Source organism: Bacteroidales bacterium MB20-C3-3 (assembly GCA_035609245.1).
Taxonomy (GTDB): domain Bacteria; phylum Bacteroidota; class Bacteroidia; order Bacteroidales; family UBA932; genus Bact-08.
Genome location: CP141202.1, coordinates 945,153 through 958,860, shown reverse-complemented (window position 1 = coordinate 958,860; position 13,708 = coordinate 945,153). Strand labels below are relative to the sequence as shown.

The following is a 13,708-nucleotide window of genomic DNA, read 5'->3' as shown; positions in this document are numbered from 1 at the left end:
TACAAAATCTTTTTTATTTCTATTGAGGATCTACATCCGGTATGAGAGTCACACCGGAGAATTTTTTTTCTGTTTCAGAGACTATCTCTTCAATACCTCTTTTCTCTTTGTTATTACCTGCTCTTGGTAATTTTATCCAGAAGTAAGAGATATACTCACCTCTTATCTTATCAACAACAGGAGTGAATGGCCCGCTGCTCTCAACACCATTTATCATACGCAATCTCTCACCGAGGTATTGAGATGCAATTGACACAATACTTCTCTCTTTGCTTCTGACTGTTAGTTTTAACATCCTTACAAACGGAGGATATCCAAAATCTCTCCGTTCACTGAGCTGTTCGTAAAGAAGATTGTTTCTTCCGGAAAATGATTCATATACAGGGTGCTCTCCAAGGGCTGTCTGTACTATTATTTTCCCTTTACAGGAGCCTCTCCCTGTTCTGCCGGATAATTGTTCCAGAAGCTGAAATGCTCTCTCGTTAGCTCTGAAATCATCCAAAGCAAGCATTGAGTCTGCATGAATAATAACGACCAGAGATAATCCCTTAAAATCAAAGCCTTTGCTTATCATCTGAGTTCCAACCAGTATATCGGTTTTCCCTGCTGCAAAATCTTTAAGCATCCTTTTCTCTTCGCTCTTCCTGGTTGTAGTCTCTGCATCAAATCTTTCAACCTTAGCGTTTGGAAAGTGTTCAGAAATTTTTTCAGCAATCAGCTCTGTTCCTGTCCCTCTCTCTGTTAATGTACCCTTGCCACATTGCGGGCAAACGGGAGTGAAGCGGATATGAAAATCGCAGTAATGGCAGCACAACTCGCGTCGGTTTTTGTGGTAGCTCAGAGATGTGTTACAATGGCTGCAAAGAGGAATATATCCGCACTCACTGCATTGAACCATTGGTGAGTAAGATCTTCTGTTTCTGAATATAAGTATCTGTTCTCCCCGAGATATCCTCTCATCTATTTCACTGAGAGTTTTAACAGAGAAGATTCCGTTTACCCTTCTTGCTTTTCTCTCCTTTATCATATCAATTATCTCAATTTCAGGCTCTCCTGCTCCAAAATAGCGCTCTTTCAGATAAACAATATTATATCTGCCCGATTTTGAGTTGTAAATTGATTCAAACGATGGTGTTGCACTTCCTAAAAGGACATTGGCTTTGTAAATATTTGCAAGTACGATTGCCGCGTCCCTGGCACTGTACCTTGGAGCAGGTTCGTTCTGCTTGTAAGATGGGTCGTGCTCCTCATCAATTATTATAAGACTCAGTCTTTTAAAAGGGAGTAGGATTGATGACCTTAGTCCAAGAACAACTAATCCCTCACCATCTTTAATGCCGGATATTCTATGACTTGTATCTCTTCTTTTTGCGGGGGTCAGGGCCGAGTGAAAAGTCACCAGTCTCTCTCCAAAAACCTGATGTAACCTCTCCTCCAGTTGCCTGCTTAAGGCAATTTCCGGAACCATATATAATACAACTCCTCCTGAGGCAATCTCATCCTTTGCAATACTCATATATATTTCTGTTTTGCCTGAACCGGTAATTCCCGCAAGAAGGGCCGGTTTAGACTCACTGAAACTATCTCTGATTTCATCCTTTGCCCTCTGCTGAGCATCAGAGAGGATAAATTTTCTCTCCTCTTCCTTGCCTGTTTTCCTGGCTCTTGTTCCGGTTGCCGGAACCTCTCCTGCAGCAGTGTAGGTTGCTTTGTAAACCTCTCCTATTGAGCACATGTAGTATTGGGATATCCACTCCCAGAAACTAAGCTGCTCCTCTGTTACCTTAGGACCATCAGCTAATCCTGAAATATCCAGTACTCTCCCCCTGTAATCTCCGCAATTCTTCTTCAGTGAATAGACTACAGCTATATACTCTCTTCCTGAAAACAGCACTTTTACCCGGCTTCCCCTGGTTATAACATTAATATACTCTTGAGGGACCGAGTATGAAATCTCCATCCTCAGCCTTAGAGGCAGAATAACAGTAACAAATATTTGATTTTCTATCTCCATTCAGGATGAGAATTGTCTCAGATGTTCGCCAATCTCTTCAAGTAACCATTTAGGTGTTGATGTAGCACCGCAAATTCCGATACTATCTCCATCACGGAACCAGGATGGATCTATCTCATCTTTTGATTCAATCTTATAACTTCTGGGGTTCTCTTTAAGGCAAACATCGTACAGTATTTTCCCGTTAGAGCTCTCTTTACCGCTAACAAATATGATAACAGAGTGGCTCTTGGAAAACTCTTTTAGATGAGGGTGTCTGGAAGATACCTGACCACAAGTAGTGTTAAATGCCTTAAAACTTTCAACAGGACCTTCCACTGATGCGACTCTCTCCTTTATGGCATCGCAGACCTGTTTGTAAATTTCAGGATCCTTGGTTGTCTGAGAAAAAATGTAAATGGGCCTTTTGAAATCCAAAACTTCAATATCCTTCATCTTTTCAATTATCACAGCGTCTCCCTCTACCTGTCCTATTAATCCGTTTACCTCTGCATGTCCCACTTTTCCGAATATCACAAGCTGGCCGTTGACCTTTTTAAGCTCTTTGTAATTATTTTTTACCCTCTCCTGTAGTTTAAGAACAACAGGACAGGTACAGTCTATTACTGTAAGATTGTTCTCTCGGGCTGTTTTATAGCTTGAGGGTGGCTCTCCGTGAGCCCTTATGAACACTACGCTATCCCTCATCCGAGATAGTTCATCATAATTTATTGTGTTGAGCCCCTTCTCCTTCAGCCGGGAGATCTCAGTGCTGTTATGAACAATGGAGCCCAGAGAGTGCAGTTCGCTGTTCTTCTCCAGATATTTTTCCGCCTGTTCAATTGCCCTTACGACTCCATAGCAGAAGCCGGAGTGGGTATCTATATCAATCTTTAGTTTCATTTTTTTGCAATAAGTTCTTCAAACCACCTGAGCTGATCATCTACCGTCATATTGCTGTTATCCAGTAAAAATGCCTCTTTTGCTCTCTTCAGAGGTGCTGCCTCCCTGTTCTCGTCAATAAAGTCCCTCTCTTTGACATTTGCAAGGACGCTCTCAAAATCAGGATTTTCACCCCTTGAAATCATCTCTTTAAATCGCCTTTTAGCCCTCACCTCTGCTGAAGCTGTCATAAAAATTTTAATGTCAGCATTTGGAAAAACCACAGTTCCAATGTCTCTTCCATCCATAATAACACCTCCCTCAGTTCCGTATCGCTGAAGCTTGGAATCCACATAATCCCTTACTAAAGGAAGAGCTGCTATAAAGCTTACCTTTGATGAGACTTCAAGACCTCTGATTATCCTCTCAATATTCTCGTTCTCCATATAGAGTTCTGTCGCTCCACCCGCTCCGGTGGGGCGGAAAACGAGTTCAAGACTCGGGAGTTTTTCACTCAAAGCCTTAGTGTCAATTCTATTTTCTGAGTCTATTATCGAATTTTTGATTGCAAAGAGAGTGACCCCCCTGTAAAGAGCTCCGGTATCAACATAAATGAGCCCGTATCTGGAGGCTATAAGCTTTGCAAATGTGCTTTTTCCGGTTGATGAATGACCGTCTACCGCAATGATTGTTCTCTCTTTTATCATAGTCATATCATCAACAAACATACGCAAAAAATAGTTTATCTTTGTAAAAAATGTACAGATGAGATTAGCCATTCTTGATATGGGCACCAATGTGTTCAGTCTTCTTATTGCCCGTGTAAACGAGGAGGGATATGAGATACTTGATGTAGAAAAAATCCCCTCAAAAATTGGAGAGGGGGGGATAACAAAAGGGGTTCTTACTGAAGAGGCATTCCAATCTGCAGCGAATGCTATGGAGAGGGTTGAAGAAATAATAATGAGGATAGGAGGAGTGGAGAGACGACTGGCTATTGCAACAAGCGCAGTAAGGGGTGCGGCAAACTCATCGGACTTTGTTAAGATTGCAGAGGGGAGAGGCTTTAATGTTGAAATTATTAAGGGAGAGAGGGAGGCAGAGCTTATATACAAAGGAGTTCGCGAATCTATGTTGCTCTATGACGAGGTTTTTCTGATAATGGATATTGGTGGAGGGAGTAATGAATTTATAATTGCCGATAAAAACAGAATTTTCTGGAAAGAGAGTTTTGATATGGGAGTTGTAAGGGTAAGAGAGAGCTATACACTATCTGAGCCGGTAACGGAATCGGAAGCACTCTTTTTAGAGAATTATTACAGAGATGGGATGAAGAGCCTATGGAAGGCACTGGCTCACTTTAAACCAACACTCCTTATAGGTTGCTCCGGCTCTTTTGATACCCTCAGGGAGTTAATTTACCCGGAAGATGACTTTTCAATACCTTCACTAACAATGGATAGTGAGAAAATGCTCTCTCTGCATCAAACCCTTCTTAGATCCAGCAGAGAGGAGAGGGCAGCAATGAAGGGAATGTCTCCGATAAGAGTTGATTATATTGTTATTGGCTCAATTCTTGTTAACCTGGTAATCTCTGAGTTAAATCCGCAGGAGATATGTCAAAGTTCATACTCTTTAAAGGAGGGGTGTATGGCAGAGATATATGAATCGCTTAAAATGAAAAATTAAAAACATGAAACTTCTTATAATTGACGACGAAAAGAGTATCAGAAACACATTGAAGGATATACTTGAATTCGAAGGGCACGAGGTACACCTTGCTTCTGATGGGGTTGAGGGGCTTGCGATGGCAACTTCAGACAATTACGAAGTCATATTTTCAGATATCAAAATGCCTAATATGGATGGAATGGAGCTTCTGGATAAACTTTCAGAGGCTAATATTGACTCCTCTGTTGTTATGATCTCAGGTCACGGCTCTATTGATACAGCTGTTGAGTGTATTAAAAAGGGGGCATTTGATTTTATCCAGAAGCCGCTTGATCTTAACAGAATATTGATAACTCTTAGAAATGCCACGGACAAAACCATACTGGTTAAGGAGACCAGAATTTTAAAAAAGAAGGTCTCAAAAATTCCGGAAATTGTTGGTGTCTCTCCGGCGATTTCCAGAATTAAACAGATGATTGACAGAGTAGCACCTACTGAAGCAAGAGTTCTGATAACAGGATCCAATGGAACAGGAAAAGAGCTGGTTGCAAGATGGCTTCACGAAAAAAGCTCTCGTAATGAAATGCCTTTTGTAGAGGTCAACTGTGCTGCAATTCCCGGGGAGCTAATTGAAAGTGAATTATTCGGTCATGAGAAAGGGGCGTTTACATCGGCAGTAAAACAGCATAAAGGCAAGTTTGAGCAGGCAGATGGGGGAACCCTTTTTCTGGATGAGATTGGAGATATGAGCCTTGCTGCTCAGGCAAAGGTACTGAGAGTGCTTCAGGAGAATAAAATAAGCCGTGTGGGAAGCGATAAGGATATTAATGTAAGGGTAAGAGTTGTTGCAGCAACAAATAAAAACCTGACGGAAGAGATTTCCAAAGGTGCTTTCAGAGAAGATTTATACCACAGACTTAGTGTAATTGTAATAAATGTGCCCCCTCTCTCTGAGAGAAAGGAGGATATTCCTCTTCTTGCAAATCACTTCATTGGACAAATATGTGATGAGAGTGGAATGGTTCCAAGGGAGATTGAGAGAGATGCTCTGGAGGAACTGGCTACTTATCCATGGACAGGCAATATTAGGGAGCTCAGGAATGTTATTGAGAGATTGCTTATTTTAGGGAATAACAAGATAACTAAATCTGATGTGGTTGCCTTTGCTAAGCCGATATTCAGATAGCATCCAAAAAAAAGGGCCGGCTGGTAGATACCGGCCGGCCCTGGTGAATTAAGCCAGGATTGCTAAATCGAAAGATTTACTCTCTCTCGATTCTGAGTTGCTGGATGAAATTTCCATCCTCCTGGGTTTTAACAAACAATGTAACCCTAAACTTTTCTCCCCCTGCGTTGAGATTGCCAATGGCATATTTCATAGGTGCCTTGCCGCTGCGGTAAGCAATGTTGAAACTCCTGGGGGTGTAGTTCGTAAAGAACTCTTTAAGAATTTGCCTTGCCTGTGCTTTGCTGCATACATTTACAGATCCCATCACATCCAGCTCCAGATTCTGAGCAAACCAGGCAGATAGCTTTTCAGAATCTCCCGCCTGCATATACTTTGCAATTGGGACAAAAACATCCTGCTCCACCTTCGCCTGACCCTGAAGAGTAGTGGCTAAAAACGTAAATAATGAAATAAGAAACAATCTCATATCTCTCTTCTTGTTATCCAATGCAAATAATTCAAGCAAAAATCAAGCCATAAAGAAATTGCCTTGCTCCTAAAATTATCTTATTTTTGTAGCAATGAAGATATCTTTTCTGCTGACAGGCAAAACAGAGAGTTTGTCTCTAATTAAAGAGATGGAGATCTATGAGGAGAGGATCAGGAGATACTCTGCCTATTCAAGAATAGAGATACCTGAGCTTAAAAAAGTGGCCTCCCTTAGTAAGGAGGAGATAAAACAGAGAGAGGGAGAGATTATTCTTAAGCATATTAAGCAACAGGATCAGGTAGTGTTGCTGGATGTGGCAGCCCGTTGCCAGACATCTGAAGAGTTTGCCACTTTTATTGAGAAGAGAGGTGTTTATGGAGCAAGAAATCTTGTTTTTGTAGTAGGGGGGGCATATGGCTTTTCTGAAGAAGTTTATGCGAGAGCAGATTTTAAACTCTCACTCTCCCCAATGACCTTCTCTCATCAGCTGGCAAGACTTTTGTTCCTTGAGCAATTATACAGAGCATTTACCATAATCAGGGGAGAGCCCTATCACCACGGAGGATGAACGAACTTACGGAAAAGCTGATAGCCTGGAGGACTACAATATTGTGGGTACTGATGGTACTTATGGCCATCTCTTCATTTATGGAGTTCTCCTCTCCCAATTCAATGGACAGAGAGGTGGAGAGTCTTGAGGAGACAATTCACAAGCGTCAGCAGGTAATGGCACAGTACGCAGAAAAGGCTCTGGAGGAGCCGGATTCTGTATTCCTTAGTTTTCCCAGACTTCCGTCTGATATGGTTATATACAGGTACTGTGCAGATACTCTTCAGTCCTGGGTTAATCAACTTCCAGTATCAAACGATGACATTGATTTCTTCCCATTTGGTTATACATTAAATCACCTTACAAGCAGAGGGATTACTAATACACCTCTTGCCTACCTTACTGCCAGCGAGCAGTATGTTAACCTGGGATCGGGATGGTATATCGTCAGCACATATTTTAAGAGTAATGTATCCGTAGTTGCAGCTCTGCTTATCCAGACAGATTATAATTCAGAAAACTCTGTTCTCAGGAGTGAAATAAATCCAAATCTCTCTCTGAGCAAAAGGCTTTCAATTGTACCTGTAACTCATGACGAGTCATATATTGTCAAAGGGCTCAATGGGGAGATTCTGTTTTCTGTTTTGAAAAATCTTCCAACTGAGAGAGGAGATGCGGGCAAAACCCTCAGACTCCTGTCAATGCTTTTTGCTATAGCAGCACTATTCAGTGACCTTGCAAGAAGAAAAAGAATAAAACAGTTTTTCCTGGCCTGGGGTGGTCTGACAATAGTCCTGATTCTCTCACTCTATATGGCTGAGTACACTTCCGGCAATTCCAAACTCTTCTCGCCATCTCTCTATGCAGATTTTGGACTATTCGGCTCACTGGCTGATATGATAATATGCCACCTCTATATATTTCTTGTTATCCTGGCACTTTTTTCAGTTAGAAAAAGTCTTGCACTTGCATTTCTAAGAGGCAGCAGAGCTAAAAGATTCTTGCTGAAATCAATTTTGTTTCTTATTCCTCTTCTACTGATTCTCTATATTCATATTACTCTGGAGTCACTTGCCATGAACTCGAGTATTGTACTTGAGCTATATATGATTGATGAGATATCGGCATATACTGTTCTTGCATATGTTATCTACTCTCTTCTTTTTGTCTCTCTTCTTTTCTCTCTGCAAATGCTGAGACCTCTTCTCAGGCTCAAAGGGGGATTCTCATTTTTGAAACCAAGGAATCTATTGATTTTTATATTCTTAATCTCATTATATTCACTTGTTTCAGTAAGCAGATACGGATACAGTAAAGAGTTTGAAACAAACAGAGTTCTTACAACCAAAATGTCAGTTGAGCGAGATCTTGACATTGAGTTGTTATTAAGAGGAGCTGAAAGAATGATTGAGACAGATCCGCTGCTCTCACTGTGGGTACAGGTGGAACAGGGGGAGGAGATGATTAACAGTATTCTGACTGAACAATATTTTTGGAGTATTCTTCAAAAGTATGACATTAAAATAACTGTATGCAGGAGAGATGATGCTCTGCTTGTTGACAGTGAATCTCAGCCTCAGCCCTGCGGAGCCTTTTTTGACAATGAAATAATGAGGTATGGAATTCCGCTCTACTCCAACTCCCACTTCTTCTTCATGAATAACTACAACGGAAGAATCAGTTATCTTGGATACTTTATTTACCAAGGTTTTGGAGGAAACAGAAATCTCTATATCGAACTGGATTCAAAGTTTATGAGAGCAAATGCAGGTTATACGGAGCTGTTGCTTGATCATAAAAATGCCGGAACAATTAATTTGGGATCAAGTTATTCATTTGCTAAGTATTTGAATAACAGAATGATCTCCTACTCCGGCAGGTATAACTACCCAACAGTGCTTGAAGATAATTATGAAATAGGCTATAAGGCAGTAAGAGAGGATGGTCAGATTCATTTTGTAAACAAATTGTCCGGGGAAAATGTAATTATGATAAGCAGACCTGAGAGGAGTCCCTTTCCATATATAGTAACATTCTCATATATTATGCTCTTCTTCTCACTCGTTACATTTTCTATTGTAAGGACAAGGCACAAGGGGATCCTTCCAAAAATGCCGAGAAACTCTTTCAGATGGAAAATTACCATTCTTATAATTGCATCTCTCGTTTTTGCCCTCTTCTTTATGGGAGCAGGAAGCATTTGGTTTTCACTTAACTATTTTGATGAGACAAACAGAATGCAAATGGAGGAGAAGATGCAATCGGTTCAATCAACTCTCTCATATTACAGCAGGCTGGCAAAAAGATACAATGATCCTCAGTTCAATAACATAAGGTTGTTTGAGGCTATGAACAGGTTATCAGACAATACCCAGATAGATATTAATATTTACAGGCCTGATGGTCAGTTGTTAAGAACTACTCAGCCGGAAATATATGATAATTACATTCTTGGTTCAAGGATGCATCCTGTTGCCTACAACGAGATTGTTTACAATAAAAAGAAGCAGTTTGTAAACAAGGAGAAAATTGCGAATCTTGACTATTTTTCACTCTACGCCCCGCTCTTTAACGCAGATGGTAATATGATTGCCATTGCAAACATACCATACTTTTCAAGACAATCAGAACTTAGAGCAGATGCATCAAGCATTATCGCAGCAATTATTAATATATACCTCTTATTGCTTATTGGTGCTGTATTTGGTGGTTTTGCACTTTCAAACTCACTCTCCAAACCACTTGCAGAGATTAGCAGAAAAATGCAATTGCTGGACATCTCTCAGCATCCGGAACACATTGATTATAACAACAAAGATGAACTGGGTATTCTTGTTGCAGCTTACAATAAGATGGTTGATGACCTGGAATCGAGCACAAACAGGCTGGCTCAGGGAGAGAGGGAGCAGGCATGGAGAGAGATGGCCCGACAGATTGCCCACGAAATTAAGAACCCACTGACCCCTATGAGGCTTAGTATTCAGCATCTTGTAAGGCTCAAACAGCAGAATGTTGACGGATGGCAGGAGAAATTTGAGAGGCTGGCCAATTCGCTTATTGAACAAATTGATATTCTTTCAGATGTTGCCAGTGAATTCTCAAGTTTCTCCAGGTTCTACTCTGAGGAGATAACAGTAGTTGATCTTAATAAACTTATAAGGGAGCAGATTGTCTTGTTTAATACCAGGGATGACATTACCATCAAATTTAAAAGTGAGTTGAAAGAGGCTATGGTTGCTGTAAGGAAGACTCAGATTACACGGGTATTTGTCAATCTGCTGTCAAACGCCCTGCAGGCCATAGAGCCACAACAGGGGGGTAGTGTTGTGGTAACTCTAGGCAGAGAGGGGGATCAATATGTTACATCGGTAGAGGATGATGGTCCCGGCGTTCCGGATAACCTAACTCACAGACTGTTTAAGCCTAATTTTACCACTAAAAGCAGCGGAACAGGACTCGGACTTGCAATATGCAAAAGCATACTGGACCAAAGTCACGGTCTGATATCATACACCAGATCAACAGAGCTTGGAGGGGCAAACTTTACAGTAAGAATTCCTCTTATTTCTGCCTCAGAAAAATCTGTATAGGTACACCGGTAAAGTCAAAGTGCTTTCTGAGTTTATTCTCAAGAAACCTCTTATAATCCTCCCTTACATACTGTGGCAAATTACAGAAAAATGCAAATGAGGGAGCCGGTGTAGGCAGTTGAGTTATATACTTGATTTTGATATATTTTCCCTTAGTTGCCGGAGGTGGATAGTTTGATATCTCCTCTAACATTACCTCGTTAAGCTTTGAAGTTGATATTTTTTTTGAGCGGTTTGCATAAACTTTTGCTGCCGAGTCAAGTACATCAAGGATTCTCTGTTTATTAATTACTGAAGTGAATATGATTGGAATATCTACAAATGGAGCAGTCTTTTCCCTAATCTCCTTGGTAAAGTCTTTCATTGTATTGGCGCTCTTTCCTTCAATAGCGTCCCATTTGTTTACTACAAGAACACACCCCTTTTTATTACGGATAATAAGGTTAAAAATGTTCATATCCTGACCCTCAACTCCCAGAGATGCATCAATCATAAGAATACATACATCCGCAGCCTCTATAGCCCTTATTGAACGCATCACAGAGTAAAACTCAAGATCCTCTTTAACCTTTGTTTTTCTCCGTAATCCGGCAGTATCAACCAGGATAAATTCGTGACCAAACTTATTGTAATATGTAGAAATTGAGTCACGGGTGGTGCCTGCTACAGGTGTTACAATATTTCTCTCTTCACCAAGAAGAGCATTTGTAAGAGAGGACTTGCCAACATTTGGCCTTCCAACAATTGCAATATGGGGTATCACCTTATCCTCTTCCTTAACCTCCTCTTCAGGAGGGAGAAGTTCCAGTACCTTGTCAAGCAGATCTCCCGTACCGCTTCCACTCGCTGATGATATACAGAATGGTTCCCCAAGGCCGAAAGAGTTGAAGATATGGCTGTCAAACATTTTATCTCCAGTATCCACTTTGTTTGCAACAAGTATAATAGGTTTTTTACTTCTTCTCAGAATATCTGCGATAACCTCATCATAATCGGTTATACCTGTTCCCACATCACAAAGAAAGAGAACAAGGTCACTCTCGTCAATTGCAAGAAGAACCTGTTTGCGAATTTCAGCCTCAAAGACATCTTCCGAATTAATTGCATATCCTCCTGTGTCTATTACCGAGAACTCTCTCCCGGTCCATTCGCACTTTCCGTAGTGACGATCTCTGGTAACTCCTGAGATTTCGTCTACTATGGCCTTCCTCATCCCAACCAAACGGTTGAAGAGAGTTGATTTGCCCACATTCGGGCGTCCTACTATGGCTACTATACTCATTTTAATCCTTATTGACACCCGTCTGAGCCGCAGGAGCAACCTCCGCAACCATCAGATAGAGGGTCATATTTAATATTTGTTTTTATGCCTGTGTTCTTCTGTTTCCAAAGAATCTTCTCTTCAGATTTTGCACACATAAGCCCTTTTTTGCGCAACTCTTTGTTGGCACCAATTTCAGACTGAGGGAACTTGCCGTTTTTTCTGAAAATTATATTGAAAGAGAGCAGGAACACAGCCAGCCCAACGAGCAGAAGTGAAAAAAGTATTACTGTCATCTTGTTTAATCAATTTTATAAAAAATACATTTATAGTCAGGAAGAAGAGGTGAATCTCCAATCTGAATCATAGGAGGAAGCTGATGAGCCTTAAAAGAGGATACATTCATTAAATGCATAATCCTGTTTACAAGGCTTATGTCGCAGCCATCCTCTATAAGGTCAGAACCACTTCTCTTCTCCTCAATGAGAGAGTGAAGAATTGGGTCCAGTACAGAGTACTCAGGAAGAGTGTCGCTGTCTTTCTGATTTATACTCAGCTCCGCAGAGGGCTCTTTAACAAGTATAGACTCCGGGATAATAGTTTTGTCTCTGTTAATATAACGAGCAACAGAGTATACCTGTAACTTATAAAGATCAGCCAGCACCATAAGTGCTCCGGTAAGGTCTCCGTACAAAGTTCCGTACCCCATGGCAATCTCACTCTTGTTTGAAGTATTTAACAAAAGAGAGCCATTTTGGTTTGTCCATGCCATCAATGCAACGCCTCTGATTCTCGCCTGAAGATTCTCCAGAACAATCCTTTTAGGCTCCTCTTCAAACAACTCTTTAAGTTCAGAATGGAACCTCTCATATATATCCTCTATGGGTAAAACCCCGTATGAAATTCCGAGATTATCAGCCAACTCAACAGCGTCAGTAACTGAGTGAAGAGTAGAGAATGGTGATGGCATCAGAATTCCATGGACATTCTCTTTCCCAAGAGCCTCAACAGCAAGTGCAGCAACCAGTGCGGAGTCAATACCGCCTGAAAGTCCAAGAACAGCACACTCTCTGCCTGCTTCCCTGAAAAATAATTTAATGGAGCTGACAATTCTGTCGTGAAGAGGTTTGGGATTAAGATTTATCATAATCAGAATATAAAGCTTGTGCTAATTGATTTGTAGTTATATACTTTGTCAATAACATCTGCAAATATTTCAGCTACTGAAAGCACTCTGATTTTTGAAGCCTCCTGGTCCGGACGAAGTGTTAAAGGAATTGTATCAGATATAATGACCTCTTTAAGCGCACTGCCCTCTATTCTTTCGAATGCCGGACCGGATAATACTGCGTGAGTTGCAAGGGCTCTTACGCTTAACGCTCCTTTCTCCATTAACATATCGGCAGCCTTTGTTATTGTTCCTGCCGTATCAATCATATCATCAATTATGATAATATTTTTTCCCTCTACATCTCCAATCGCAGTCATTGAGCCAACAACATTGGCCTTCTCCCTGGATTTGTGGCAAATAATCAGAGGGCATCCCAGTATTCTTGAGTAAGCATTTGCTCTTTTAGCTCCACCCATATCAGGAGCTGCTATTGACATATTATCAAGTTTGAGATCTCTCAGGTAAGGAAGGAAAATTGAACTGGCATATATGTGATCTACAGGGATATCAAAAAATCCCTGTATCTGATCTGCATGAAGATCGGCAGTCATAACCCTGTCACAACCGGCAGCCTCCAAAAGATTTGCAACCATTTTTGCCCCTATCGGAACTCTTGGCCTGTCTTTACGGTCCTGCCTTGCCCATCCAAAGTAAGGCATTACTGCTATTACCTTATATGCCGATGCTCTCTTTGCAGCATCTATCATAAGGAGTAATTCAAAAATATTCTCTACAGGCGGGATGGTGCTCTGAACAATGAAAACGGTTGCCCCCCTTACGCTCTCTTCAAGAGCCGGCTGAAACTCTCCGTCGCTGAATACTGTTACTGATGACCTTCCCAGTTCAAGTCCCAGGGAACTGGCAATTTTCTCTGCAAGGTATCTGGAGCTTCTGCAGGCGAAAATCTTAATCTGATGTTGATGATCCATTAT

The 13,708-nt window shown here is 41.1% G+C and carries 12 protein-coding genes; 4 read left to right on the top strand and 8 right to left on the bottom strand.

What is annotated here, in order from left to right; genetic code table 11:
• Nucleotides 1-19: 19 nt before the first annotated feature.
• From priA to cmk, 3 genes are read right to left on the bottom strand one after another with little or no spacing between them, the layout of a single operon-like run.
• Nucleotides 20-2,014 (bottom strand): primosomal protein N', encoded by a 1,995-nt coding sequence (gene priA / locus U5907_04315; GenBank protein WRQ33873.1) that lies wholly within the window; start codon nt 2,012-2,014, stop codon nt 20-22.
• On the bottom strand, nt 2,015-2,896 hold the full coding sequence (locus U5907_04310; GenBank protein ID WRQ33872.1) for a 4-hydroxy-3-methylbut-2-enyl diphosphate reductase: 882 nt from the start codon (nt 2,894-2,896) through the stop codon (nt 2,015-2,017).
• A complete protein-coding gene (gene cmk, locus U5907_04305; protein WRQ33871.1) occupies nt 2,893-3,603 on the bottom strand; it encodes a (d)CMP kinase in 711 nt (236 codons plus the stop codon). Before cmk ends, U5907_04310 begins: the two co-directional genes overlap by 4 nt.
• Nucleotides 3,604-3,640: 37 nt before the next feature.
• Here cmk and U5907_04300 point away from each other — a divergent pair, with 37 nt between their 5' ends.
• Together U5907_04300 and U5907_04295 are read left to right on the top strand one after the other, a co-directional pair.
• Nucleotides 3,641-4,564, top strand: a complete 924-nt coding sequence (locus U5907_04300) for a hypothetical protein (GenBank protein ID WRQ33870.1) — start codon at nt 3,641-3,643, stop codon at nt 4,562-4,564.
• A 4-nt stretch (nt 4,565-4,568) separates the two neighbouring features.
• The gene (locus U5907_04295) at nt 4,569-5,732 is read left to right on the top strand and encodes a sigma-54 dependent transcriptional regulator (protein ID WRQ33869.1); all 1,164 of its coding nucleotides are present in this window, start codon (nt 4,569-4,571) and stop codon (nt 5,730-5,732) included.
• Between the two features lie 76 nt (nt 5,733-5,808).
• On the opposite strand, the gene U5907_04290 is transcribed toward U5907_04295, so the two are convergent.
• Complete coding sequence (locus U5907_04290) at nt 5,809-6,222, bottom strand: DUF4783 domain-containing protein (GenBank protein ID WRQ33868.1); 414 nt, start codon at nt 6,220-6,222, stop codon at nt 5,809-5,811.
• Between the two features lie 73 nt (nt 6,223-6,295).
• On the opposite strand from U5907_04290, the gene U5907_04285 reads away from it, so the two are divergent.
• Both U5907_04285 and U5907_04280 read left to right on the top strand, forming a co-directional pair.
• Entirely contained in the window at nt 6,296-6,772 is a 477-nt protein-coding gene (locus tag U5907_04285) for a 23S rRNA (pseudouridine(1915)-N(3))-methyltransferase RlmH (GenBank protein ID WRQ33867.1), read from the top strand.
• Entirely contained in the window at nt 6,769-10,344 is a 3,576-nt protein-coding gene (locus U5907_04280) for an ATP-binding protein (protein ID WRQ33866.1), read from the top strand. Before U5907_04285 ends, U5907_04280 begins: the two co-directional genes overlap by 4 nt.
• On the opposite strand, the gene der is transcribed toward U5907_04280, so the two are convergent.
• Genes der through U5907_04260 form a run of 4 tightly spaced genes read right to left on the bottom strand, consistent with a single transcriptional unit; the run spans nt 10,316 to nt 13,705 of the window.
• Nucleotides 10,316-11,626, bottom strand: a complete 1,311-nt coding sequence (der, locus tag U5907_04275) for a ribosome biogenesis GTPase Der (protein WRQ33865.1) — start codon at nt 11,624-11,626, stop codon at nt 10,316-10,318. The genes U5907_04280 and der overlap by 29 nt on opposite strands.
• An 8-nt stretch (nt 11,627-11,634) precedes the next feature.
• Complete coding sequence (locus U5907_04270; protein WRQ33864.1) at nt 11,635-11,901, bottom strand: hypothetical protein; 267 nt, start codon at nt 11,899-11,901, stop codon at nt 11,635-11,637.
• Between the two features lie 5 nt (nt 11,902-11,906).
• Entirely contained in the window at nt 11,907-12,752 is an 846-nt protein-coding gene (gene nadE / locus U5907_04265) for an NAD(+) synthase (protein ID WRQ33863.1), read from the bottom strand.
• 2 nt (nt 12,753-12,754) lie between these two features.
• Nucleotides 12,755-13,705, bottom strand: a complete 951-nt coding sequence (locus tag U5907_04260) for a ribose-phosphate pyrophosphokinase (GenBank protein ID WRQ33862.1) — start codon at nt 13,703-13,705, stop codon at nt 12,755-12,757.
• Nucleotides 13,706-13,708: the final 3 nt, after the last annotated feature.